This window comes from Roseovarius sp. THAF8, assembly GCF_009363735.1.
Taxonomy (GTDB): domain Bacteria; phylum Pseudomonadota; class Alphaproteobacteria; order Rhodobacterales; family Rhodobacteraceae; genus Roseovarius.
In genome coordinates this window covers 3,718,692-3,740,779 of record NZ_CP045410.1, presented here as the reverse complement: position 1 = coordinate 3,740,779, position 22,088 = coordinate 3,718,692, and the positions used below count along the sequence as shown (strand labels likewise).

The window sequence follows — 22,088 nt, the reverse complement described above, 5'->3', positions numbered from 1 at the left end:
GCGCGGAATCCAGGTGCAGCTTGCTGCACCGCCGCGCATCGCCGGGCCGCCCCACCGGCACGGCGATTTGGTGAGGCCGGGTGTGCCGCTCGGAGGTTTTACGGAGTTGGCGGGGATAAAGTGCTGCAGAACCATCGTTGGATCGCCGCGCCGCGGCCCGTCGATGCGCGACCCCTACCAACCCACCGGCCGTCTCGTCCGCGAAGCCAACATCCGTGCCGTCCGCAACGCATGTCGGGATCGAGCCCTTGCAAGACATTGGTATCGCGCACCCAGCCGGTGAACAGCCGCGAAGCGGCCCGGCGATCGTCAGCCCCTCCCGTGGGCTGGCGATGTGGCAGGGGCTGGGTGAAACGATCATTCCGAGGCTGTATGTGGCTGGCATAAAATGCTTCAGAATTGCCGTCGGATCGCCACCCCAGGGGCTGACGCTCGCCTCCGTTGGGAATGGCAGCAACGATGCCTTCTTCATCTTCACGCCACGGCCCGCCGCTCGTCGCCCACACATCCCGGACGTGATCCGGGATCCCATGGCCCAGAGATCCTCGGGTCAGGCCCGAGGATGATTCCGCGCGATGCGGCGGGTTTACATTTATCATGATATATACCATGATAATAAAACGACAGAATCAAAGGAGCCGCCCCATGTCCCTCAGCATTTTCGCCACCATCCAACCCAAGCCAGACTGCCTGATCGAGGCTCGCGACGCCATCCTCGGTATCCTGTCCGAGACCCGCGCCGAAGCGGGCTGCCAGCATTTCACCCTGCACCGCAACGTCGACAGCGACACCCTGCACCTGACCGAGATCTGGGTCGATCGGGCCGCCTTCGACGCGCACCACGCCCAAGCCTATACCCGCGCGGTGTTCGAGCGCTACGAGCATCTCTTGGCCGCGCCGGTGGAGCTGACCTTCATGCACCCTCTGGCCTGAAAGCCCGTCCCATGTTCTTTCTCAAGGACCTGCCCACGCGGCGCATGATCGAAAGTTATTCCGGCCATTACGACACAAACCCGGAGACGATACGCGACGGGCTGACCCTGCTGCGGCGGGCCAGCCTGCTGATCCGCCGGCTGGATGCCTATTTCGCGCGGCACGGGCTGTCGCAGCTGCGTTTTCTGTTCCTGATCGTGATCGACCGCGAGGAAGAGCGCGACAGCCTGACCGTGGGCGAAATCACCGAGCGGCTGGATGTCTCCGGCCCGGTGGTTGCGCGCACCCTGCGCACGCTGCTGAACGACGGGTTGGTGACCAAGACCACGGACGAAGACGACAGCCGCCTCCGCCATATCGCCCTGACGCCCGAGGGGCGGGACAGGCTGACGGCCGTCCTGCCCGGCTATTTCCGGATCATCGCGGACGAGATGGAGGGCGAAGGTCCATGAGACGCGTCTTGCGGATATTCCTGGTGTGGCTGGTTGTCTGGCCACTGGTGATGGCAGGGTTGGTAATTCTGCGAACCATCGGGCCGGATTGGCCGATGGCGTGGCGGACATTGGTGCTGACGGGCGTGCTGGTCCCGCTCATCTCGCTGGGGATCACACCAGTGGTGGCTTGGCTGACAAGCCGCCTCCACTGGCAATAACGCAAAGGCCCCGGCAAAACCGGGGCCTTATGACAGGTAAAACTGCAAAGCCGCAATCACCGACCGAAGTTGAACCGCCGCATCACGACCAGGGACGCCGTGAAGCTGTCATCGTCCTGCACGATGGGCGAGTCCGCCGCATCGCCCACATAGCGGTTCCAGGCCAGCGTGCCGTCGAGATACCAGTTCCGCGACAGCTCGTACTGCGCGCCGACCTCTATCCCCGCGCTGACGAGGCCCGAGCCGGGCGTGTAGGCGGGAAAGGCCGACAGGGTCGCCTCCGCCGGGGTGACGCCGAAATAGGTGGACGCATAGTCATCCGACCCCCAAAGCGCGCGCGGCCCCACCGTCACCGTCCAGTCCTCGGACGGACGGAAGATCGCATCGGCGCCAAGCTCGCCCACCCAGCTTTCATGGCCGATCACGCCATAGCGCACATCGGCGAAGGCCTGGAAGTTCTCGGCGGTGTAGCCGACGCCGCCGCCGATCTCGACGCTGAAATCGACATCGCGCAACCCGGTCAGTTCCACGTGGTCCGAGCTGTCGCGCTTGCCGATCAGGCGCAGCGAGCCACGCGGCCGCCAGCCCAGATCGACCGCATTGGGGTCGGGATCGCCGAATTCGAGCCGGCCGATCCGGAGGTGGCCGAACTTGAACCCGCCGGTGACGCCCGCGTCGTAATCGTCCGAGCCGAAATACTCGGGCTGGTAATTGCCGCCGATGCCCGCCGCGAAGGACAGGCTGGGCCCGGATTGCGCCAGTGCCGTACCGGGAAGAAGGGGGGTGGCCATGGCGGCGATCAGGAAAGTATATTTCATATGTTGTCCCTGTACGTCTTTTTGGTGGAAGGCCTCTGCCGGGTTGGGCGTCAGCTCAGGTTACCGTTGTACCAGTCATGCAGCGACACCTCGATGTCCACCCCGGCCTCGCTCAGCATCCGGGCAAAGGCTTCGGGGTCCTGGGTGCCGCCTTCGCGACCGCGATAATGGTAGGGGATCACCATTGCGGGGGCGAATTCGGCCACCGCGTCGGCGGCCTGTTCCGCGGTCATGGTGAAGGGCAGGTTCATGCACACCAGCGCAAGGTCGATGTCCTGCAGGCCGCGCATCTCGTCGGTGCCTTCGGTGTCGCCCGAGATATAGACCCGGCCCGCATTGGTGGTCACGACGAAGCCGATATCGCCACGGTCCCGGGGATGGAAATCCATCCGGCCCTCGGTGATGTTGTAGGCGGGCACGGCCTCGATCCCGAGGCCCATCATCTCGGTTGTCTCGCCCGCCGCGATGGCCTGCGCGCGGCCCTGCATGTCCTCGGGCATCATGCCCATCACGTCTGCACTGGTCACGATCGGCACCTCGGGCAGCGCCGCCAGAAGGTCGGCGCTGTAGTGGTCGCCGTGGCGGTGGGTGACCAGGATCAGCCCGGGCTCGGGCAGGCCCTCATAGTCCGACGCCGCGCCCACCGGATCGACATAGACCACGCCCGCCGATGTCTCCATCACGAAGGACGCATGCGAGATCGGGTGAAGGGTCACGCCCCCGTCGAGAACGCTCATGCTGGCGCCCTCTTCGGCGGCAAGGGCAAGTGAGGGCAGAACGGTCACGGTGCCGGCCGCGGCGCTGCCGATCAGGAAATTGCGTCTGGTGGTCATGGGACCCCTCCCGGTCTGTTGCATCGGTTGGCGGACCGGCGAAAGGCCGGACCCTGGTTCGCCAAGAAGGATAGTACGATCGAGGGCCGTGGCGAGGGGCGCGGGCCCACCTGTGCGAAAATCGACGCGACGGGTCAATAGCCGCCGGATTTCCAGCCCATGAAGGCCTTGGTCACCTCTTCGGAGATGTCCCAGGTCACGCGCCTGCCATCCCGGACAAAGGCCGTGTCACCGGGGCCAAGGTCCAGCGCATCGCCCGAGGCATGATCGGTGATGCGGCAGCGGCCCTGAAGAATGACCATCATTTCGTCGCCCTGCTCGGTGCAGTCGAACGCGCCTTCGGAACAGCGCCAGATCCCTGACCGCGTGGCATGGCCCGGCCCGCCGGCATCCAGCCGCCCGTGGCAGACCGGATCGCCCCGCACGATCCTGTAGTCGCTCTCCGGCGCATCGAAGGGCCAGTGCTCCAGCGGTCCGACATCGTCTCCGAGTCTGTATCTGCGCATCTATCCCTCCAGCGTGACCAGGTCGGCGAAATGCTCCTGAACCACCGCCTGCACGATGCCGCCGACCCGCCGCGCCAGCGCCGCATGGGCCGCCCGCCGGCGCCAGGCCAGGCCGATGGACCGGGCGAGGCGGCCATCGCGGAAGGGCCGGATCGCCACGTCGTCTTCCTTGCCGTCCACCTCGGACCGGACATAGAGCGCGGGCAGGAAACTGACACCCATCCCCAGCGCCGTCATCTGGCGCAGCGCATCCAGGCTGGTGCCTTCGTAATCCTGCCGCAGCCGCGCGCCCACATCCTCGCACAGACGCAGCATCTGGCCATGCAACAGGTAGGCATCGGACAGCGACAGCACGTCCTGCCTGTACAGGTCTGCCGCCTCGACACGCGCCTGTCCGGCCAGCGGATGGTCCTGCGCCACGGCCAGCTTCAACGGCTCGCGAAAGAGCCGCATGACGTCGAGATCAGCCGATTGCACCGGCAGCTGCGTGAGGATCATGTCGTGCCGCCCCTCGGTCAGGTCATCCTGCAGGCTGCGCGGCGCGGCATCGCGTATCACCAGCTTCAACGCCGGATACGCCCGGTGCAGGCGCCGGGTCACGAACGGCAGAAGGTATGGCCCCAGCGTCGGCGTGGTGCCTAGGTGCAGTGTGCCACCGATGCCGTCCCGCGCCGCGCGGGCCCGCTGCACCAGCGTTTCGATTTCGTCGACCACCTTGCGGGCCTGCTCCCTTACCTCGCGTCCCGCCGGCGTCAGGACGGCGCCGCGCCGCCCCCGCTCCACCAGGTCGACGCCAAGAGCGGATTCCAGCCGAACGATCTGCTGGCTGAGCGACGGCTGGCTGATCCCGGCGCGTTCGGCCGCCTTGCGATAATGGCCCGCCTCGCAGAGCGACAGGAAATAGCGCAACTGGCGCAAGGTGATCTCGTCCATGCCATGGTCCTCGTCCCGAGCTTTTTCAAGATAGGGTTTTCCTATCGGATTTTCAGCTTCGATAGGATTTAATCGCCGCCCGCCCCTTCCCATGTCTTGTTCACGATTGACCGAACAGCATCACCAAGGGAGGACCCTGATGAAACGCCGCATTCTTTCGCCCAAGAGCCTGAAAGCCCGGATCGACACGCTGTCCCGCCGGCACCGCGAGCTTGACCTGCGCATCACGCGCGAGGAAAGCCGCCCGGCCGCCGACACGCTGCGCCTCAAGCAGCTGAAGCAGGAACGGCTGGGGCTGCGCGATGCGATCCGGCTGACGCAGACCCTGCTCAAGCGTCTGGACCCGCGCCCGGCCCGCCGCGGCTGGCAGCAGCAGTTTCACTCGGGGTAAGGCGATGGTCGATGTCTGCATCGCGCTGATGGCGCCGCGCTTGTCGCGCGGCCAGAACCTGGATGACCTCGATTAGGCTTTGGCAGACGACTGATTTCGTACCGGGGGCCGTTCCCTAATCCCGGCCCCCGGTGCGCGGCGACGCGCCCGGATCGCGCGAAAATCACGCGCGCAGGTCGCTTGCCCCGGGGCGGGGTCACGGTAATGAACAGGGGCGTTACCGTAGCACCCGCCCCTTGGGCGATGTGGGGACCCATCAAACACCGCGTTTGGCGCAACGGCACTGCGGTCCGACGTATGCGTCTCGGTCCCAATTCGACCGATCACGCAAAGGATTCATTTAATGCGCACAGCACAACTCAATCGCCGCAGCGGTGAAGCGACCCGGCGATGCACGGCTCTGACGCTCAGCCGCGCGCCTCGCGCACGTTGGGATGTTCAGACGGACGGAACGGCACATCGCACACCTCCGCAGCGGCCGCCTGGCCGGAATGCTCGGCATAGGCCTCGGGCAATTCCACGCGCAGCCGCGATCCGATGTCCGACAGCCGCCACGGCACGAAGGCCAGCGCGATGTTCACCTCCAGTTCCGGCGACCACCAGGCGGAGGTGACGTATCCCACCCGACAGCCCTCGTCGTCCTGCACCAGCCAGAAATCGGACGGGTAATCCGTCACTGGCAAGCCATCCATCTTGATCCCGACCATCTTGAGGCGGAAGGGATATTCCCCCGCCTCGATCGCGTCGCGCTGACGTTCCAGCGCCGCCTTGCCGATATACTCCGCCGGTTTCTCTTTCGGCACTTGGTAGGCCAGGTTCACCTGGAAGGGCGAGGTCTCGTGATCCATGTCCTGCCCCCAGGACAGGATGCCGGCCGCAATCCGGCGGTGATGCCCGGGGGCGATCACCCGCAAGCCATAGCGCGCGCCGGTCCCGCGAATCGCGTACCACACTTTCTCGGCGTTCTCGGACGCGTCCCGCACGTAGACCTCGTAGCCCTTTTCGCCGGAAAATCCGGTCTGGCTGATGACCACGGGAGCCCCGCCGATCGTGGCTTCCATCATGCCGTAATAGGGCACGTCGCGCAGCGTCTCGTCCACCAGGTCGACCATCAGGTCCTCGGACAACGGCCCCTGGACCTGCAGGGGCGCGACGTCGATCTCGTCGATCTCGACATCCCATTTGCCGTGCACGTTGACGCCACGCAGCCAGAGCAGGAGGTCCGAGTCCGAGATCGAGAACCAGAATTCATCCTTCGACAGCCGCAGAAGGACGGGATCGTTGAGGATCCCGCCCTTTTCGTCACAGAGGATGCAGTATTTGCCATGCATCGGCTCGATCTTCGTGGCATCGCGGGTGATCACGAAATTGACGAAGGCCTCCGCGTCCGGCCCGCGCACCCGGATCTGCCGCTCCACGGCCACGTCCCACAGGGTGACGCGATGCACCAGGCTGCGGTATTCCGCCATGGTGCCGCCATCCTCTTCGCGGACATAGCCGCGGGGGTGATACATCCGGTTATAGACCGTCGCGCGCCACGCCCCCGCCTCGACCGACAAGTGCCAGAAGGGCGATTTGCGAACCCGGGTGGAGACCAGCATCTCGACCGGGGTCGCGCCCGACTGGCGCAGGTTGACCGGCACGAGCCGGTCGCTCTGGTCGATTTCCGCAACATTGGGGTGGGTGAAGGTCCGGTTCTGCACGTCCTGCGTCGTCATGGGCGACCTCCTTTTCTTCTGGGTGTAAACGCGTCACGGTCCGGCTGCGTTCCGTCAGACCGCCCGCGCGGAAAAGCGTGTGCGGACCTCCGCCGAGGAACCGGCCCGCGCCGATCTGCCGGAGCCGGGCCGCCGGGCGTCGCATTTACGGGTTCCACCTCTCCCCTGCCCCATGGTATGCCCCGCAAGGTCAAAGCTGGGGGGAGGCCCGCATGTCCAAGGAAATCCGTCTTGCCTTCGCGCACCCGTCCGAGCGCGCGGACGCGACCGCCCCCGATGGCCCGCTCGACCGGATCTCGGTGCGCGACCACGTCGTCGAGGTCGAGATCGGCGCGTTCCAGGCCGAGCGCGGCACCACCCAGCGCGTGGCGTTCAACGTGGTGGTCGAGGTACGCCCCATCACCGACCCGATCGACGACGACGTGGACCGCATCCTCAGCTATGACAAGGTGACCGAGGCCATCGCCGCCGAACTTGCCGAGGAACGCCTGAACCTGTTGGAAACCCTGGCCGAACGCATCGCCGAGCGCATTCTGATCGAGCCGCAGGCGGTGCGCACCTTTGTGCGCATCGAGAAGCTGGATCGCGGCCCCGGCGCGCTTGGCGTGGAAATCGTCCGCTCGGTCGACGACCTCAAGACCAAGCCGGTGGGCCATCACGCCGACATCACGCCGCATCCGCATGTCGTTTACCTCTCGAACACCGCCATCGGCTCGCCCAACCTGTCGCGCTGGCTGGACCAGCTTCAGGCGCGGGCCGAGCCGGTGATCCTGTGCGTCGGCCACAACCGCGTCGACAGCCCGAAGACCGGCCACCGCATGTCGCAGCGCCGCGTCGACCTCCTGGCGCTGGAACAGAACGCCTGGGTCCTGGCGGGCCGCGACGACCGCTGCGTCGTGGTGGGCACCCGGACCGAGCTGGACTGGGCGATGAAGAACGGCCAGATCAGCGTCTGGGCCCCGTCGAAGATCGTGCTGGACGCGGTCGACGGCCCGCGTACCGGCCCGGATGATCCGGTGGGCCTGGCTGCGTGGTTCGCCGGGCACATGGATGCCTCCGACCTGCTGTTGATCGGCGAGGTGCCGCCCAACGACCCACCCGTTCCGACCCTGGTGCAGGACATCGCCCAAAGCGGCTTGTGAGACCCCGTCTCACAGGCCGTCCCGGACCTGATCCGGGACCTCTTGGCCTCTTTGCGCCACCTCCGAGCTTCAAGGCACCACCGTCCCGGGCTTGACCCGGGACCTCGTACCGCACGAGATGATCATAGACGAAATGCCCCAATACCGCCCCCTCCCCCGCACCGACCACGCCCGCCCCGACACCGCCCTGCCGCTCGCGGGCGGCTGGTGCTGGTTCGACACGGTCGAGGAGTTGCATCGCGACGCGCCTTCCCGCCTGATCCCGGCGCAGGACGCCCCCGCAGAAGTCCTGTCCCGCCTGACCGCGCCCCGCGCCCCCGTCACCGGGCTGGACATGGCGCGCCCCGTCCTGATGGGCATCCTCAACGTCACGCCCGACAGCTTTTCCGACGGCGGCCAGCACAACGACCCCGACGCGGCGCTGGCCCGGGCCGAGGCGATGACCGCCGCGGGGGCCGAGATCATCGACATTGGCGGCGAATCCACCCGCCCCGGCGCGTCCGAAGTGCCCTTGGACGATGAAATCGCCCGCACCGCCCCGGTCATCGCAGCCCTGCGCCAGCGATCGGACGTTCCCGTCTCCATCGACACACGCAAGGCCCCCGTGGCCCGCGCCGCGCATCAGGCCGGCGCCAGCCTCGTCAACGACGTGGCGGGCTTCACCTTCGACCCGGCTCTTGCGCCCTTCTGCGCCGAGGCCGGCCTGCCGGTCTGCGTCATGCATGCCCAGGGCACGCCCGACGTGATGCAGAAGGACCCGCGCTACGACAACGTGGCGCTCGACATCTACGACTGGCTGGAAGAGCGCATCACCGCGCTGGAGAACGCCGGCATCCCCCGCGACCGGATCATCGCCGATCCCGGCATCGGCTTCGGCAAGACGCTGGAGCACAACCTGACCCTGCTGCACAATCTGGCGTTGTTTCATGGGCTTGGCTGCGCGGTTCTGCTGGGCGCGTCGCGCAAGCGCTTCATCGGCACGATCGGCGGCACCGAAGAGGCCCGCCACCGCGCCCCCGGCTCGATCGCCGTGACGCTCGCGGGGGTTGCGCAAGGCATCCAGATACACCGGGTGCATGACGTGGCCGAAACGTCTGAGGCGCTCAGGCTCTGGATGGCCGCCACCGTCGCGCCGGAAAATTAGAAATTTTCCGGCCTGATAAAATTCGTACGAATTTTATCAGGCGCCGAACAGCCGCCGCAGCGCGCCCAGCTGGCTGAGCGCCACGCCCCCCAGGATCAGCGCAAGACCCAAGTACAGGCTGGGCGGCAGCGCCTCGAACAGCACCACCGCGCCGAAGATGATCGACCAGATCGGCACCTGGTAATTCACCAGGCTCAGAAAGACCGGCCCGGCGTCGCGGATCACCTGCACCAGCAGGATCTGCGCCACGCCCGTGGGCAACAGGCCAAGGTAGACGAGCGCCCACAGCACCCGGCCCTGCGGCATGTCCGGCAGGCCCTCGACGACCAGCGCGTAAGGCGTGAACACCACCGCCGCCACGGTCAGAACGGCGGCCGCCAGCGACAGGCGGTCCACTTCCGGCGCGAGGCGCGTGAAGATCGACCCCACCGCGTAACAGCCCGCCGCCCCCACGCAGGCCAGCCGCGCCAGCATCTCGAATTCGGCCCCGGTGGAGCGCAACGCCTCCGGCCCGATCAGCACCGCCACACCCAGCGTGCCCATCACGAAGCCCACCGCGCGGCGCATATGCATCCGTTCCCCCGGCACCAGAAAATGCGCCAGCGGCAGGACCAGCAGCGGCACTGCCGCCATGCAGACCCCGGCAAAGCCCGAGGCGACCACCTGCTGCCCCCAGCTGAGCAGGAAGAACGGCAAGGCATTGGAGAAGAGCCCCATCGCCACGATGAATGTCCAAAGCCGTCCGGCCTGAGGCCCACGGCGGCGCGGCAATCCGCGGCCCGTCGCACGGCAGAGCACCAGCAGGAAAACCGCCCCCAGGCACAGCCGCACCGCCACCACGGTCAGCGGCCCCACCCCTTGCAACGCCACGCTGACCGCCATGAAGGACGCGCCCCAGATCATGCCCAGCGCACACAGCCTGAGCCAGTTCACCGGCGCGACGGCAATCGGATTTTCCATTCAGATCAACCCTCCGGTCATGCGGCAGCGTGTCAAAACGTCCCTCGCGTATTGCCTTTCGGCAAAACGCAGTCAGCTATCTCCGGACCGAAAGGAGGAACCCTATGGACATAGCCATCGGCGCCGCGGCCCTGTCGATCATCACACTGGTGATCGTTCTCATTCTCGCCGCGCGCAACAAGCAAAAGACCGAAAAGCGAAAGAAAGCGGACGTTCCGCCAAGCTCGCTGGCCAAGGACGGCGATCCGCACAAGCCGGTCGACTGACATCAACGAAAAGAGCCGGGGCACCTCCCCGGCTCTTTCCTTTTCCCAAACCCGACAGGCTCAGTTCTTTTCCTTGTCGACCATCTTGCCGGCGGAAATCCACGGCATCATGGCGCGCAGCTTCTCGCCCACTTCCTCGATCTGGTGCGCGTCGTTCATCCGGCGCGTGCCCTTGAAGAACGGCTGACCAACCTTGTTCTCGGTCATGAAGTCGCGCACGAACGCGCCGGTCTGGATGTCGTGCAGGATCGCCTTCATTTCCTTCTTGGTCTGCTCATAAGGCAAAACCCGCGGGCCGCTGACATATTCGCCATACTCGGCGGTGTTCGAGATCGAGTAGTTCATGTTGGCGATGCCGCCCTCATAGATCAGGTCGACGATCAGCTTCACCTCGTGCAGGCATTCGAAATAGGCCATCTCGGGGGCATAACCCGCCTCGACCAGCGTCTCGAAGCCCATGCGAATGAGCTCCACCAGGCCGCCGCAGAGAACCGCCTGCTCGCCGAAGAGGTCGGTTTCGCATTCCTCGCGGAAGTTCGTCTCGATGATGCCCGAGCGCCCACCGCCGATGGCCGAGCAATAGCTGAGACCCAGTTCCAGCGCCTTGCCGGACGCGTCGTTGTGCACGGCCACGAGGCAAGGCACGCCGCCGCCCTTGGTGTATTCGCCGCGCACCGTGTGGCCGGGGCCCTTGGGCGCCATCATGATGACGTCGACGCCTTCCTTGGGCTCGATCAGGCCGAAATGCACGTTCAGACCGTGGGCAAAGGCAATCGCCGCGCCTTCTTTCAGGTTGTCGTGCACGTATGTCTTGTAGGTCTCCGCCTGAAGCTCGTCGGGCATGGTGAACATCATCAGGTCGCACCAGGCCGCCGCCTCGGCGATGCCCATGACCTTCAGGCCCTCGCCTTCGGCCTTCTTGGCCGAGGGGCTGCCTTCGCGCAGGGCCACCACGAGGTTCTTGGCGCCCGAGTCGCGCAGGTTCAGCGCGTGGGCGTGACCCTGGCTGCCATAGCCGAGGATGGCGACTTTCTTGTCCTTGATCAGGTTGATATCGCAATCGCGATCGTAATAGACGCGCATGGTTTTCTCCTTTTTCGTCAGATGTCGTGAAAGATGGCGAATATTTCGTAAGCGATCCCGGCTTTTTCGGTATGATTCCCTAAATTAGTGAGGTAATCATTCACCGTTCTTCAAATACTCGCAAATTCCATTCACTCACAACAGGCCCATGCACCTCGACGACACCGACCGCCGCATCCTGCGCCAGTACCAGCACGACCCGACGCTCGGCCCCGCCGACCTGGCCGAGCTTGCCGGCGTGACCACCGCCACCTGTGCGCGGCGGCTGGACCGCATGGCCCAGGCGGGTCTTTTGCGCGGCAACCATGCGGTGATCGACTGGGCGGCGCTCGGCTACAGCGTCGAGGTCAGCTTGCGCATCACGCTGGACAAGACCGTCCCCAACGCGTTCGATGCCTTCACCGAGGCTGCCCGCGGCATTCCCGAAGTGCTTGAGATACAGTCTTTCCTGGGTCGGGTCGACACGCGGCTTTCGGTCATTGCGCGGGACATGGCGCATTACCAGGAAATCTACCGCACAGCGATCCTGACCCTGCCTCATATCACCGATATTGAGGCGCTGATGCACGTGGCCCGGATCAAGACAGACGAGGTTCTGCCGCTATGAGCCAGCCCGCCCTCGAACTGGACACCACCGACCGCCAGATCCTGCGTGCGCTGGTGCAGGACGCCACCCAATCGGCCGGCGCCATCGGGCGCGCCCTGGGTCTCAGCCAGCCCGCCGCGTGGCGGCGGATCAAGCGGTTGCGCGATGCGGGCATCCTGAAAACCCAGCGTCTCGACCTGGACAAGGAGGCGCTCGGCTTCGGCGTCACCGTCTTCCTGGGCCTGAAACTCGCCACCAAGGGCCGAGTCAGCCTCGCGGATTTCGAGCGTGCCGTCTCGGCCATCCCCGAGGTGCAGACGGTCGAGCATATCCTCGGGCTCTACGACTACCGCCTGCGCGTCGTGTCCCGCGACATCTCGGATTTCGAGCGCGTGCTGCGGCGGCGCATCATGACCCTGCCCGGCGTCGGCGACGTGGAGGCAAACGTGCTTTTGAGCGAGGAACGCCGCCCCGGCCCGATTGGCTGACGGCATAGACCGGTATGCCGCCGTATGCGTATATGCAAAAGTATTCTTTATAAACAAAGCTTTATGACGCGCCCGCATGACGGGTATGCAGAATTGACCTCTGGCGGCATGCGGCTTCTCAGGCTTATGCTGCAACGCAGAAAATGCGGCAGAGCACCCTCCCCGCCTCTGCCATTCCGCACACGTAAGACACGAGGTTGACCATGAAACTCATTCTTTCCACCGCCGCCCTCGCCCTGACGGCAACCACCGCCCTTGCCGATACCGTCACGCTGACACGGGCCAAGGCCGGCGCCACCCTGCACGAAAGCGATGCCGACATGAGCGTCTACTGGGTTGAGGATGGCGATGCCTACGCGCTGACCGCCACCTATGTCACCGACGAGGCGCCGGCGGATCCCGCCCGCCTGAGGATGCACCTTTCGGACGGCGACACGGTGACCTTCGGCCTGCCCGGCGTACAGGACCGCCTGTTCACCTTCGCCCGCGACGGCGAAACCGTCTCGGTCGGGTCGGCCCGCGTGGGCGTCGACTACGCCAGCAAGTAAAACCGGCCATCGGTCGTTCTCCGCCGCGTCGCCCCCAAGCGTCGCGGCGTTAGCATGTGCGGCGTGCCGGAAACACCCTTCGGCGTGACGGCATGACGCCCTGTAATCCCGCCGTCGTTCGGGGCATACTGCCGCAAAACTGACAACCCAGGACAGAACGCTCATGACCGCTCTTCGCCCCGATATCGACCCCGACGGCCTGCTGGAATATTCCGTGGTCTTCACGGATCGCTCGCTCAATCACATGAGCAAGGTTTTCCAGGGCGTAATGACCGACATCTCGTCCATGCTGAAAGAGGTCTACAACGCCTCTGCCGTGGCCATCGTCCCCGGCGGCGGGACCGTCGCGATGGAGGCGGTCGCCCGCCAGTTCGGCCACGATGCCCATGCGCTGATCGTGCGCAACGGCTGGTTCTCGTATCGCTGGAGCCAGATCTTCGACGCCGGACAGTTCACCTCGGACACGACCGTCTGCATGGCCCGACAGACCGGCAACGGGGCGCAGGCGCCGTTCGCCCCCGCGCCCATCGAAGAGGTCGCCGCGAAGATCCGCGAGGCCAGGCCCGACGCCGTCTTCGCGCCGCATGTGGAAACCAGCGCCGGCATCATCCTGCCCGACGACTACATCACCGCGCTGGCCGAAGCCGCGCACGAGGTGGGCGCGCTGATGGTGCTCGACTGCATCGCCTCGGGCTGCGCCTGGGTTGACATGGAACAGACCGGCGTCGACGTGCTCATCTCCGCCCCGCAAAAGGGCTGGTCCGCCTCGCCCTCCGCCGGTCTGGTGATGATGTCCGACCGGGCACTGGAGCGGCTGGAGGCGACCACCTCCAACAGTTTCGCCATCGACCTCAAGAAATGGCATGCGATCATGCAGGCGTATGAGAACGGCGGCCATGCCTATCACGCCACCATGCCCACGGACGCGCTGCGCGGGTTCCGCGACACGATGCTGGAAACGAAAGAGTTCGGCTTCGAGAAACTGCGGCAGGCGCAATGGGAGCTGGGCAACGCCGTCCGTGCCATGCTGGTCGACAAGGGCGTGACATCCGTGGCCGCCGAGGGCTACGGCGCGCCGGGCGTGGTGGTCAGCTACACCACCGACCCGGACGTGCAGAACGGCAAGAAATTCGCCGCCGAGGGCATGCAGATCGCCGCCGGCGTGCCCCTGCAAGTGGGCGAGCCGGACGGGTTCATGACCTTCCGGCTTGGCCTTTTCGGGTTGGACAAGCTCTATGACGTCGAGGCCGCCAAGGCCCGGCTGCAAGAGGTGATCGATAGGGTGCTATAGACCACGCGCGGAGTCGAGGCGCAGCTAGCTGCGCCGCCGCGCGATCGCCAGACCGCCCCCCGGGCTGGCGATTGCTTACCGTTTGAGCTTCGATTTCAGGCTTTGCGGATGTGGCAGATATAAAGTGACCTGAAGACACGATGGGGTCGCCATCCCGCGGTCTGGCGAGCGCGCGGCTTTTACCGCAAACGTATATTGCTGTTCGCCCCCAGCCCCCGACGCAGGCACATCCAGATCACCCAGGCGCTGGCCAACAGCCAAAGCCCACCCCACATCCAGGTGGTGCCGCCGAACTCCTCGGCCAGCATACGCGCGTCGGAATGCAGCCAGCTGCGCGCAATCGTGTCGCTGTAGATATCGAGCGGCACGTAGATCATGCAAGCCAGCCCGATCACCCGCAGCATCAGGTCGCTGACATCCCGGGCCAAGTATTTCGCCGCCAACAGCATCGCCGCGCCCGTCCCGGCCCCGAACACCAGCGCGAAGGGCGACCGCACGTAAAGCACCGTCACCGCCAGCAGCGTGACCCCCAGCGCGCCCAGCACCGCGCGGTCGGCGCGCGTCCGCACGGCGGCCGTGAAGAGCGCGACGCCGATCAGCAGCGAGCCAAGGTAACCCGCGCTCAGGCTGATAAAGCGATTGCCGCCGCGCGAGGTCACGGCCCCGCCCTGCATCGGGTCGAGCGTCAGGTCCAGAACCGCGCCGCCGGTCAGCAGCACGGCCAGCACGTGGCCCAGCTCGTGCAGGAACACCACCAAGAGTTTCAGCGGGATCACCACCGGGGTCTGCCACAGCACCGCAATCGCGGCCACCAGCAACAGCAATTGCCAATGCCCGCGCAGAAATGCCCGCATTCTCAACCCCTTGCGCCCAGCCCCAGCTGCATCAGCGTCTTTCGCACCGGGGCCAGCCCGTACAATGCGTTGAGCGCCTGCATCCGCGCGTCGCGCAGCACCGGCGCGCTGACCATCGAGGCGCGGTTCAGCACGTCGATGCCGGTGACCCGTGCCATCACCTCCCAGTGGCGGCGCTTGTGATAAGTCTCCAGCATCTCGCGGTCGCCCAGGCGTTCGGGATTGGCCTGCGCCAGCTCTAGCAGCACATGCAGGTCGCCAAGCGACATGTTCAGCCCCTGCGCTCCGATGGGCGGCACCACATGCGCGGCCTCGGCCACGAGGGCGATGCGCTCGCCCGCCATGCGCTCGGCCACCTGGGAAATGATCGGCCAGACCGTCCGGCGCGAGGCCAGCGTCAGCGGCCCGAAGAGGTGGCAGGACCGCGTGCTCATCTCCGCCTCGAACGCGGCCACGTCTAGCGCGGCCAGCCGCTGCGCCTCGGGGCCGTCCTCCATCCACACCACGGCGGACGAGGGCCGCCCCTCGTAATCCGGCAGCGGGACGAGCGTGAACGGGCCTCCCGTGCGGTGGATCTCGGTCGAGACATTGTCATGCGGAATCGGATGCGTCACGGCAAAGGCCAGCGCCTTCTGCCCGTAGCGCGTTGTTTTCACGGATATTCCCGCCGCCTGGCGCATGGGCGAGCCGCGCCCGTCGGCGGCCAGCACCAGCCGGGTGCGGATCTTGCTGCCATCGCTCAATCCCACCCGCGCCTCGGCCTCTCGGGTAAAGAGGCTTTCCGCCGCCACGCCGGGGCGAAACTCCACGGTATCGACGCTGTCCAGCTGCGCCACCATCTCGCGCCGCAAGAGCCAGTTGGGCAGGTTCCAGCCAAACGGCTTTTCCGAGATGTCGCCCGCATTGAAATCCTTGACGACGCGCGGCTCGGGCACCGCGCCGCCTGCGTCCACGATACGCATCACCTGCAACGGGGCCGCATGGGCGTCGAGCCTGTCCCAGATGCCCGCCTGCGCCAGAAGCGCCTGCGCCGGTTGCAGGATCGCGGTGGTGCGCAGGTCCGAGCCTTCGGCGTCGCGCTCGGTCACCGGCGGGGCCGGATCGACGCAGAGCACGCGGAACCCCGCGCCCCCGAACAGGGCCGCCGCCGACAGACCGGCAACGCCACCGCCGGACACGACGATATCATGATCGAAACGGCTCATGCGCAGGCCTCCTTTTCAGCGGCACCATAGACCGCGCACGCAGCGACGGCCAGACCGTCTCAGGCGCGCGAGACGATCAGCAGAAACAGCCATACGACGGGCACGAGCGCCAGCGCCGGCAGGTAGAGACCCGGCACGCCCCAAAGCACGATTGCCCCACCCCACGCCACTAGAAGAACGCCCAGAAACAACAGGATACGCACCGCAATTGATGTTTCGCTCGAACTCTCCGCCGGGTGTGGTCCGGTGTCGTCTTCAGTGCCTTCGGTCTGGGGCATCGTCTGCATCCTGCGTCATGTCTCGCGACCTGACGTAGGCTGCTCCCGCGCCGCGCAAAAGGTGCAAATCGCCGCAGCGGACCCTCAGACCAGCCGCGACAGGAACCCCGACAGATCATCGGTATGGTGATGCACGTGATCGGCCTCGACCGGCTCGGGGCCGACCAGCACGGTCCGCATCCCCATCGCATGCGGCGCCGCAAGATTGCGCACGTCATCCTCGAACATCGCGGCCTTCGCGGTCACGACGCCGTCGGTGGCGAACACCCGGTCGAACGCCGCCCGGTCCGGCTTGGGGTGAAAGCCCGCATGTTCCACGCCGTAGATCGCGTCGAACAGCCCCTCCAGCCCCCGCGCCTCGACCACGCGCTGCGCGTAAGGGGCCGAGCCGTTGGTATAGACGATCTTGCGCCCCGGCAGCGCCCGGATATGCGCGGCCAGTTCGGCATCCGCCTCCAGCAGGTCGAAGGAGATGTCGTGCACATCTGTCAGGTACGGCCCCGGATCGACGCCATGCTCGCGCATCAGCCCGGCCAGCGTCGTGCCATGCCGCCTCCAATAGTCCAGCCGCAGCCGGTCGGCCTCGGCCCGGTCCACGCCCAGCGCATTCATCACGAACTGCGTCATCCGCACCTCGATCTGATCGAACAGGCGCATTTCAGGCGGGTACAGCGTGTTGTCCAGGTCGAACACCCAGGTCTCCACATGTGCAAAGAACGCTTTCGCCATCGCCTTCCCCCGCTCTTAATTGTCGCAGGGCCCGGCAAGGCTTGCGCCCTGCCTCCGGCCCCGCATATCCTCGTCGCCTGAAACCACATACCAAAAGAGAGTGCGATGACCATAGCCGCGCCGCAGAAAGATGCCTATCACATGATCCTCGAGGCGATCGACACCGGCGATTACAAGCCCGGCGACCGCCTGGTGGAAAGCGACCTGGCAGAGCGGTTCGGCGTGTCGCGCACCCCGATCCGCGAGGCGTTGCAGCGGCTGGAAACCCAAAGCCTGCTCACGCGCGACGGCCGCAGCCTGATCGTGTCATCGCTGGATCACAACCAGCTGGCCGAGCTTTACGTGGTGCGTGCCGAACTCGAGGGGCTGGCCGCGAACCTCGCCGCCCGCCACGCCGCGCCCGAGGAGATACGCGTGCTGCGCGACATGGTGACCGACGACCGGGCGCTGGTCGACGACCCCAAGGCGATGGCCCGCGCCAACCGGCGCTTTCACAAGCAGATCCACCTGGCGTCGCACAACCGCTTTCTGGTGCAGCAGCTGGACCTCGTGCATCGCTCCATGGCGCTGATGGCCACCACCTCGCTGGCCGCGCTTGGCCGGCCCGAGGATGCGCTGGCCGAACACGACGCGATCGTGACCGCGATCGAGACCGGCAATTCCGAAGCCGCAGGCGACGCCCTGCGCGCCCATATCTCCAAGGCGTTCGTGACCCGGCTGAAGCTGGACTCAGGGGAACTGGATACGCTGATCTGAGGCGGATCGCGTCGCCGGCGGCGGTGCCACGGCCAGCGACAGGCCGTGCTGCGTCTTGTCCCAGAAGAACGGTTTGAGCACCAGCTCGTAGAGCGCCTTGTAGGCCGCCACCGCGCCCAGCGGCAGATAGAAATGCATCGTCGGGACCCAGGCCAGGAGGTGGCGATGCTTCGGCCCGGTGACCGAGGCCATGTAGATCGTCAGGTTCAGCACCTCTATGGCCAGCAAGAGCGCCCCGAAGGCCACCAGCACCGTTCGCGACATCAGCGGATCCAGAGGGTGCGGCAAGCCCAGGAACACCAGCCAGAAGGACCACAGGAACGGTGCCAGGACGACCTGGCTCAGGGCGGTCACGAAATGCGCCTGGAACCCCCAGAACTTCCACGCCCCCAGCTGCCGATACAGCAGACCGGGGCGCCGCATATGCACCAGGTACGTCGTCATGTACCCTTTCAGCCAACGCGACCTTTGCTTGATCCACGCCCAGGTCCGGCAATTCGCCTCTTCCTCGGTGACCGTCGCCACCATCTCGGTGCGAAAGCCGTGCCGGGCCAGTCGGAAGCCCAGGTCGGCATCCTCGGTCACGTTATGCGCGTCCCAGCCGCCCAGCGCCTCCAGCGCGTCGCGGCGGAAATAGAGCGTCGTTCCGCCAAGCGGGATGGCGAACCCAAGCCGCGCCATGCCCGGCAGGATAGTGCGGAACCAGGTGGCGTATTCGATGGTGAAACACCGCGCCAGCCAGTTCTGGCGCGGATTGTAGTAATCCAGGATGCCCTGAAGGCACGCAACCTCGGGCGGCGCCTGCTGGAAATGGCGTGCGACGCGGGTGATCTGGTCGGGCTCGGGCGCATCCTCGGCGTCAAAGATGCCGATGATGTCGCCCTCGCAGAAATCCAGCGCAAAGTTCATCGCCCGCGGCTTGGTGCGGGGCTGACCGTCGGGCACCACGACCATGCGGATCCAGCTGGGCAGGTCGATCTGCGCCAGCGTCGCCTGGGTCATGGCGTCTTCCTCCTCGAGCACCAGAACCACATCCAGCAGGCATTTGGGATATGTCAGTTGGCTCAGCCGCGCGACCAGTGCGTGCACCATCTCGGTCTCGCGGAAGAGCGGCACCAGCACCGACACCCTGGGCAAGGGCGTCTTGTCCTCGACGGCCGGCACGACCGTGGCGACCGGCCCCTCGGCCAATCGCGCCACGAAAGCCAGCAGCTTGGTCATCGCCGACACGACCAGGGTGAACGCCGCCCAGCCCATCAATACCGCCAGGATCGCCTTGGCAAAGAACAGCGTCGCCACGATCAGCGCGGTCAACCCTGCCAGCACCCAAACCAGCCGCCCGACGTGGCTGTGCGCCCAACTGCGGCAACTCTCCGCCAGGGGAACACGCGCTTGTGCCGCATCGGTCAGGATCTCGTCGAAATGATCCGCGACATGGGCCTGCACCACCTCGCGCGGGGCTATCAGAACCCGGGCGCGCCGAAGATCGGCCGGAAGATGGGCGCGCGCAAAGGCGAGCGCCTCGGGGTCGCCGCAGACGATGGCGGGATGCCCGTCACGATCGGTGACGGGAAAGAACGCGTATCGCAACAGGATCCGGGGCGCGAGCGGCACCGCGATGGGGTCCAGCGCTGCAATCTCGGCCGCGTCGACCTGCCGTGATCGGAAGCGCCGCGCATGCGCGTTCAGCAGATCGCCGCGCGTCACCAGGCCCTCGGCCACGAGGATCCGGTCCATACCGGCGTCGCAATGCCGGCGCATCTGCCGCGCGAGGATCGCGTCGCGAACGTTCAGGACCCCTTGCCTGACCAGGTCGGAATCCACCCCCGCCGCGTCAACATCGGCGGCATCCTGGAACGGGTATGTCTGCCGCAGTTCCGAAATCCCCATGACCGTCTGTCCTTCTGCGTGACAGGTGACGGTCTACCAGCGAGCGGTTAACAACGCGTAAAAGAAAGGTTAACGCACCGGCCCCGGGCCCGCCCGAGCGGGCGGACGGGCGGAGCGCCTGCCGGACCCTAGCGGTCCATCGAGGCGGCGAAACGCTCGAACAGGTAGAAGCTGTCCTGCGGGCCGGGGCTGGCCTCGGGATGGTGCTGCACCGAAAAGACCGGGCGGTCTTCCATGCGGATGCCGCAGTTCGACCCGTCGAAGAGCGAGACATGCGATTGCACCACGCCTGCGGGCAGGGTCTGGCTGTCCACGGCGAACCCGTGGTTCATCGAGGTGATCTCGACCTTGCCGGTGGTCAGGTCCTTCACCGGATGGTTCGCGCCGTGATGACCGTGGTTCATCTTGATCGTCCGCGCACCCAGGGCAAGGCCCAGCATCTGGTGACCCAGGCAGATCCCGAAGAGCGGCAGGTTCTTTTCCAGAACGCCGCGGATCATCGGCACGGCGTATTCGCCCGTCGCCGCCGGGTCGCCGGGGCCGTTCGACAGGAACACGCCGTCGGGGCTTTGTGCCAGCACGTCCTCGGCGGTGGCCGTGGCGGGCATCACCGTCACCTCGCAGCCGGCGCTGGCCAGGCAGCGCAGGATGTTGCGCTTGGCGCCGTAATCAATCGCCACCACCTTGTGCCGGGCTTGCGTCTGGCGCGGGAAACCGTCGGGCCAGGCCCAGCGCATCTCGTCCCAGCGATAGCTTTGCGCGCAGGTCACCTGGCGGGCCAGGTCCATGCCCTCCAGCCCGGCAAAGGCGCGGGCCTTGGCGACCAGCGCATCGGTGTCGAACTTGCCGTCCGCCCGGTGCGCCAGCGCCACGTGCGGGGCGCCCTGCTGGCGGATGGCCCGCGTCAGACGGCGGGTGTCGACACCACCGATGGCCACACGGCCCCGCCGCGCCAGCCACTCGCCCAGCCGCTCGGTCGAGCGCCAGTTCGACGGCTCGGTCGGGTCCCACTTGACGACCATGCCCTCGGCCACCGGGTCGGCGGTCTCGTCATCGTCGGGGTTCACGCCCACGTTGCCGATATGCGGAAAGGTGAAGGTCACCACCTGCCCGGCATAGCTGGGGTCGGTCATGATTTCCTGGTAGCCGGTCATCGCGGTGTTGAAACACAGCTCCGCCGCGACCTCGCCCTCGGCCCCGAACCCGCGCCCGTAGAACAGCGATCCATCGGCCAGGGCAAGACAGGCGGTCGGACGGGCATCGGGCGCGTGCGGCATGGGGGAATCTCCAACGGGCAAATTGCGCGGAACCTATGGTCAGCCGCCCGTGCGGTCAAGGGAACGTTTCGCGCCGCGACGTCAATCGCTCCGGTCAATAAAACAAGGGCCGGACAGGGTGTCGCAGCTTATTGCACGGCGTTTCGCTTTCCATTAATGTCGCACGCTTACGGGATGACAAGAGGATACCCTGACATGGGATTGCGCGAACGCGTGAACGACGCCCTGAAACAGGCCATGAAGGACAAGGACGCGACGCGGCTGGGCACGCTGCGCCTGATCAATGCCGCGATCAAGGACCAGGACATCGCCCGCCGGGGCACCGACAACGACACCGGCTGTTCCGATGGCGATATCCTCGCCATCTTGGGCAAGATGACCAAGCAACGCCAGGAAAGCGTCCGCGCCTACGAAGAAGGCGGGCGGCTGGACCTTGCACAGGAAGAACAGCGCGAGATCGAGGTGATCGAGGAGTTCCTGCCCCGCCAGCTGGACGAGGCGGAAGTCGCCAAGGCCATCGAGACCGCCATCGACAAGACCGGCGCCAGCTCGATCCGCGACATGGGCAAGGTGATGGGACATCTCAAGGAGAACTACACCGGGCAGATGGATTTCGGCGCGGTGGGTCCGCGGGTCAAGGACCGGCTCTGCGCCTAAGCAATCGACCTCCCGAAAACCCGGCCCGCCAGGCACCGCGGGCCGACCGGCGGGCGGCGGGACGCATTTCGCGGTACGGAAGCTGGCTGACATGATCGCATACAGCACCTATAGTCGGTCCGGGGAGGTGCCCCCTGGGCACGGCACGGG

Annotated in this window: 26 protein-coding genes; 13 read left to right on the top strand and 13 right to left on the bottom strand. The window is 66.2% G+C overall.

From position 1 onward, the window contains the following. The first annotated feature begins 645 nt into the window (after positions 1-645). The 3 genes from FIU85_RS18290 to FIU85_RS18280 are packed head-to-tail and all read left to right on the top strand — an operon-like array spanning position 646 to position 1,585. On the top strand, positions 646-933 hold the full coding sequence (locus FIU85_RS18290) for a putative quinol monooxygenase (protein WP_152497919.1): 288 nt from the start codon (positions 646-648) through the stop codon (positions 931-933). A gap of 11 nt (positions 934-944) precedes the next feature. Then, positions 945-1,385 carry a MarR family winged helix-turn-helix transcriptional regulator gene (locus tag FIU85_RS18285; protein WP_152497918.1) on the top strand — a complete coding sequence of 147 codons (441 nt, stop codon included), beginning with the start codon at positions 945-947 and terminating at the stop codon, positions 1,383-1,385. Beyond that, complete coding sequence (locus tag FIU85_RS18280; protein ID WP_152492989.1) at positions 1,382-1,585, top strand: hypothetical protein; 204 nt, start codon at positions 1,382-1,384, stop codon at positions 1,583-1,585. Before FIU85_RS18285 ends, FIU85_RS18280 begins: the two co-directional genes overlap by 4 nt. Positions 1,586-1,641: 56 nt before the next feature. Here the strand turns inward: FIU85_RS18280 and FIU85_RS18275 are convergent, their stop codons facing one another. The 4 genes from FIU85_RS18275 to FIU85_RS18260 form a co-directional block, all read right to left on the bottom strand. Then, positions 1,642-2,403 (bottom strand): MipA/OmpV family protein, encoded by a 762-nt coding sequence (locus tag FIU85_RS18275; RefSeq protein ID WP_152497917.1) that lies wholly within the window; start codon positions 2,401-2,403, stop codon positions 1,642-1,644. Between the two features lie 50 nt (positions 2,404-2,453). Beyond that, positions 2,454-3,236 carry an MBL fold metallo-hydrolase gene (locus FIU85_RS18270; protein WP_152497916.1) on the bottom strand — a complete coding sequence of 261 codons (783 nt, stop codon included), beginning with the start codon at positions 3,234-3,236 and terminating at the stop codon, positions 2,454-2,456. Positions 3,237-3,370: 134 nt separating this feature from the next. Beyond that, positions 3,371-3,742 carry a cupin domain-containing protein gene (locus FIU85_RS18265; RefSeq protein ID WP_152497915.1) on the bottom strand — a complete coding sequence of 124 codons (372 nt, stop codon included), beginning with the start codon at positions 3,740-3,742 and terminating at the stop codon, positions 3,371-3,373. Further along, a complete protein-coding gene (locus tag FIU85_RS18260; RefSeq protein ID WP_152497914.1) occupies positions 3,743-4,675 on the bottom strand; it encodes a hydrogen peroxide-inducible genes activator in 933 nt (310 codons plus the stop codon). 139 nt (positions 4,676-4,814) lie between these two features. Between FIU85_RS18260 and FIU85_RS18255 the strand changes: the two genes are divergently transcribed. Then, positions 4,815-5,066, top strand: a complete 252-nt coding sequence (locus FIU85_RS18255; RefSeq protein WP_172978922.1) for a YdcH family protein — start codon at positions 4,815-4,817, stop codon at positions 5,064-5,066. Between the two features lie 407 nt (positions 5,067-5,473). Here the strand turns inward: FIU85_RS18255 and FIU85_RS18250 are convergent, their stop codons facing one another. Then, on the bottom strand, positions 5,474-6,784 hold the full coding sequence (locus FIU85_RS18250; RefSeq protein WP_172978104.1) for a glycine cleavage T C-terminal barrel domain-containing protein: 1,311 nt from the start codon (positions 6,782-6,784) through the stop codon (positions 5,474-5,476). Positions 6,785-6,996: 212 nt separating this feature from the next. On the opposite strand from FIU85_RS18250, the gene FIU85_RS18245 reads away from it, so the two are divergent. Further along, the gene (locus FIU85_RS18245; RefSeq protein ID WP_152497912.1) at positions 6,997-7,926 is read left to right on the top strand and encodes a dihydroneopterin aldolase; all 930 of its coding nucleotides are present in this window, start codon (positions 6,997-6,999) and stop codon (positions 7,924-7,926) included. Positions 7,927-8,059: 133 nt separating this feature from the next. Beyond that, positions 8,060-9,070, top strand: a complete 1,011-nt coding sequence (gene folP, locus FIU85_RS18240) for a dihydropteroate synthase (RefSeq protein ID WP_152498317.1) — start codon at positions 8,060-8,062, stop codon at positions 9,068-9,070. 36 nt (positions 9,071-9,106) lie between these two features. On the opposite strand, the gene FIU85_RS18235 is transcribed toward folP, so the two are convergent. Then, positions 9,107-10,030: a DMT family transporter gene (locus FIU85_RS18235; RefSeq protein ID WP_152497911.1), complete on the bottom strand. Its 924-nt coding sequence runs from the start codon at positions 10,028-10,030 to the stop codon at positions 9,107-9,109. Positions 10,031-10,134: 104 nt separating this feature from the next. Here FIU85_RS18235 and FIU85_RS22095 point away from each other — a divergent pair, with 104 nt between their 5' ends. Then, positions 10,135-10,296, top strand: a complete 162-nt coding sequence (locus FIU85_RS22095) for a hypothetical protein (RefSeq protein ID WP_172978921.1) — start codon at positions 10,135-10,137, stop codon at positions 10,294-10,296. A 60-nt stretch (positions 10,297-10,356) separates the two neighbouring features. Here FIU85_RS22095 and ilvC read toward each other — a convergent pair whose 3' ends face one another. Continuing rightward, positions 10,357-11,379, bottom strand: coding sequence for a ketol-acid reductoisomerase (gene ilvC, locus FIU85_RS18230; protein WP_152497910.1), 1,023 nt, complete (start codon positions 11,377-11,379; stop codon positions 10,357-10,359). Between the two features lie 148 nt (positions 11,380-11,527). Between ilvC and FIU85_RS18225 the strand changes: the two genes are divergently transcribed. From FIU85_RS18225 to FIU85_RS18210, 4 genes are all read left to right on the top strand, one after another. Continuing rightward, positions 11,528-11,986 (top strand): Lrp/AsnC family transcriptional regulator, encoded by a 459-nt coding sequence (locus tag FIU85_RS18225; RefSeq protein ID WP_152497909.1) that lies wholly within the window; start codon positions 11,528-11,530, stop codon positions 11,984-11,986. Beyond that, positions 11,983-12,453: an Lrp/AsnC family transcriptional regulator gene (locus FIU85_RS18220; RefSeq protein WP_152497908.1), complete on the top strand. Its 471-nt coding sequence runs from the start codon at positions 11,983-11,985 to the stop codon at positions 12,451-12,453. Before FIU85_RS18225 ends, FIU85_RS18220 begins: the two co-directional genes overlap by 4 nt. A 203-nt stretch (positions 12,454-12,656) precedes the next feature. Continuing rightward, positions 12,657-13,001, top strand: coding sequence for a hypothetical protein (locus FIU85_RS18215; RefSeq protein WP_152497907.1), 345 nt, complete (start codon positions 12,657-12,659; stop codon positions 12,999-13,001). A 163-nt stretch (positions 13,002-13,164) separates the two neighbouring features. After that, positions 13,165-14,292, top strand: coding sequence for an aminotransferase class V-fold PLP-dependent enzyme (locus tag FIU85_RS18210; protein WP_152497906.1), 1,128 nt, complete (start codon positions 13,165-13,167; stop codon positions 14,290-14,292). 179 nt (positions 14,293-14,471) lie between these two features. On the opposite strand, the gene FIU85_RS18205 is transcribed toward FIU85_RS18210, so the two are convergent. The 4 genes from FIU85_RS18205 to FIU85_RS18190 form a co-directional block, all read right to left on the bottom strand. After that, on the bottom strand, positions 14,472-15,146 hold the full coding sequence (locus tag FIU85_RS18205; protein ID WP_152497905.1) for a M50 family metallopeptidase: 675 nt from the start codon (positions 15,144-15,146) through the stop codon (positions 14,472-14,474). A 2-nt stretch (positions 15,147-15,148) separates the two neighbouring features. Then, positions 15,149-16,351 carry a UbiH/UbiF family hydroxylase gene (locus FIU85_RS18200; RefSeq protein WP_152497904.1) on the bottom strand — a complete coding sequence of 401 codons (1,203 nt, stop codon included), beginning with the start codon at positions 16,349-16,351 and terminating at the stop codon, positions 15,149-15,151. A 59-nt stretch (positions 16,352-16,410) separates the two neighbouring features. Further along, positions 16,411-16,629, bottom strand: a complete 219-nt coding sequence (locus tag FIU85_RS18195; RefSeq protein WP_152497903.1) for a hypothetical protein — start codon at positions 16,627-16,629, stop codon at positions 16,411-16,413. A gap of 84 nt (positions 16,630-16,713) precedes the next feature. Beyond that, entirely contained in the window at positions 16,714-17,358 is a 645-nt protein-coding gene (locus FIU85_RS18190; RefSeq protein ID WP_152493006.1) for a pyrimidine 5'-nucleotidase, read from the bottom strand. Positions 17,359-17,463: 105 nt separating this feature from the next. Here FIU85_RS18190 and FIU85_RS18185 point away from each other — a divergent pair, with 105 nt between their 5' ends. Further along, positions 17,464-18,114, top strand: a complete 651-nt coding sequence (locus FIU85_RS18185) for a GntR family transcriptional regulator (protein ID WP_152497902.1) — start codon at positions 17,464-17,466, stop codon at positions 18,112-18,114. On the opposite strand, the gene FIU85_RS18180 is transcribed toward FIU85_RS18185, so the two are convergent. Both FIU85_RS18180 and carA read right to left on the bottom strand, forming a co-directional pair. Beyond that, positions 18,088-20,004, bottom strand: coding sequence for a glycosyltransferase (locus FIU85_RS18180; protein ID WP_152493008.1), 1,917 nt, complete (start codon positions 20,002-20,004; stop codon positions 18,088-18,090). The two genes, FIU85_RS18185 and FIU85_RS18180, sit on opposite strands and share 27 nt — an antisense overlap. A gap of 128 nt (positions 20,005-20,132) precedes the next feature. Continuing rightward, positions 20,133-21,281, bottom strand: coding sequence for a glutamine-hydrolyzing carbamoyl-phosphate synthase small subunit (gene carA / locus FIU85_RS18175; RefSeq protein ID WP_152493009.1), 1,149 nt, complete (start codon positions 21,279-21,281; stop codon positions 20,133-20,135). Positions 21,282-21,476: 195 nt separating this feature from the next. On the opposite strand from carA, the gene FIU85_RS18170 reads away from it, so the two are divergent. Beyond that, a complete protein-coding gene (locus tag FIU85_RS18170) occupies positions 21,477-21,938 on the top strand; it encodes a GatB/YqeY domain-containing protein (protein ID WP_152497901.1) in 462 nt (153 codons plus the stop codon). Positions 21,939-22,088 lie beyond the last annotated feature (150 nt).

Coding starts and splice junctions, on each gene's coding strand:
- FIU85_RS18215 (WP_152497907.1), top strand. CDS start 12,657: ATGAAACTCATTCTTTCCACCGCCGCCCTCGCCCTGACGGCAACCACC.
- ilvC (WP_152497910.1), bottom strand. CDS start 11,379: ATGCGCGTCTATTACGATCGCGATTGCGATATCAACCTGATCAAGGAC.
- FIU85_RS18205 (WP_152497905.1), bottom strand. CDS start 15,146: ATGCGGGCATTTCTGCGCGGGCATTGGCAATTGCTGTTGCTGGTGGCC.
- FIU85_RS18265 (WP_152497915.1), bottom strand. CDS start 3,742: ATGCGCAGATACAGACTCGGAGACGATGTCGGACCGCTGGAGCACTGG.
- FIU85_RS18200 (WP_152497904.1), bottom strand. CDS start 16,351: ATGAGCCGTTTCGATCATGATATCGTCGTGTCCGGCGGTGGCGTTGCC.
- FIU85_RS18225 (WP_152497909.1), top strand. CDS start 11,528: ATGCACCTCGACGACACCGACCGCCGCATCCTGCGCCAGTACCAGCAC.
- FIU85_RS18185 (WP_152497902.1), top strand. CDS start 17,464: ATGACCATAGCCGCGCCGCAGAAAGATGCCTATCACATGATCCTCGAG.
- FIU85_RS18180 (WP_152493008.1), bottom strand. CDS start 20,004: ATGGGGATTTCGGAACTGCGGCAGACATACCCGTTCCAGGATGCCGCC.
- FIU85_RS18210 (WP_152497906.1), top strand. CDS start 13,165: ATGACCGCTCTTCGCCCCGATATCGACCCCGACGGCCTGCTGGAATAT.
- FIU85_RS18290 (WP_152497919.1), top strand. CDS start 646: ATGTCCCTCAGCATTTTCGCCACCATCCAACCCAAGCCAGACTGCCTG.
- FIU85_RS22095 (WP_172978921.1), top strand. CDS start 10,135: ATGGACATAGCCATCGGCGCCGCGGCCCTGTCGATCATCACACTGGTG.
- FIU85_RS18190 (WP_152493006.1), bottom strand. CDS start 17,358: ATGGCGAAAGCGTTCTTTGCACATGTGGAGACCTGGGTGTTCGACCTG.
- FIU85_RS18255 (WP_172978922.1), top strand. CDS start 4,815: ATGAAACGCCGCATTCTTTCGCCCAAGAGCCTGAAAGCCCGGATCGAC.
- FIU85_RS18270 (WP_152497916.1), bottom strand. CDS start 3,236: ATGACCACCAGACGCAATTTCCTGATCGGCAGCGCCGCGGCCGGCACC.
- FIU85_RS18250 (WP_172978104.1), bottom strand. CDS start 6,784: ATGACGACGCAGGACGTGCAGAACCGGACCTTCACCCACCCCAATGTT.
- FIU85_RS18195 (WP_152497903.1), bottom strand. CDS start 16,629: ATGCCCCAGACCGAAGGCACTGAAGACGACACCGGACCACACCCGGCG.
- FIU85_RS18170 (WP_152497901.1), top strand. CDS start 21,477: ATGGGATTGCGCGAACGCGTGAACGACGCCCTGAAACAGGCCATGAAG.
- FIU85_RS18260 (WP_152497914.1), bottom strand. CDS start 4,675: ATGGACGAGATCACCTTGCGCCAGTTGCGCTATTTCCTGTCGCTCTGC.
- folP (WP_152498317.1), top strand. CDS start 8,060: ATGCCCCAATACCGCCCCCTCCCCCGCACCGACCACGCCCGCCCCGAC.
- FIU85_RS18245 (WP_152497912.1), top strand. CDS start 6,997: ATGTCCAAGGAAATCCGTCTTGCCTTCGCGCACCCGTCCGAGCGCGCG.
- FIU85_RS18220 (WP_152497908.1), top strand. CDS start 11,983: ATGAGCCAGCCCGCCCTCGAACTGGACACCACCGACCGCCAGATCCTG.
- carA (WP_152493009.1), bottom strand. CDS start 21,281: ATGCCGCACGCGCCCGATGCCCGTCCGACCGCCTGTCTTGCCCTGGCC.
- FIU85_RS18275 (WP_152497917.1), bottom strand. CDS start 2,403: ATGAAATATACTTTCCTGATCGCCGCCATGGCCACCCCCCTTCTTCCC.
- FIU85_RS18280 (WP_152492989.1), top strand. CDS start 1,382: ATGAGACGCGTCTTGCGGATATTCCTGGTGTGGCTGGTTGTCTGGCCA.
- FIU85_RS18235 (WP_152497911.1), bottom strand. CDS start 10,030: ATGGAAAATCCGATTGCCGTCGCGCCGGTGAACTGGCTCAGGCTGTGT.
- FIU85_RS18285 (WP_152497918.1), top strand. CDS start 945: ATGTTCTTTCTCAAGGACCTGCCCACGCGGCGCATGATCGAAAGTTAT.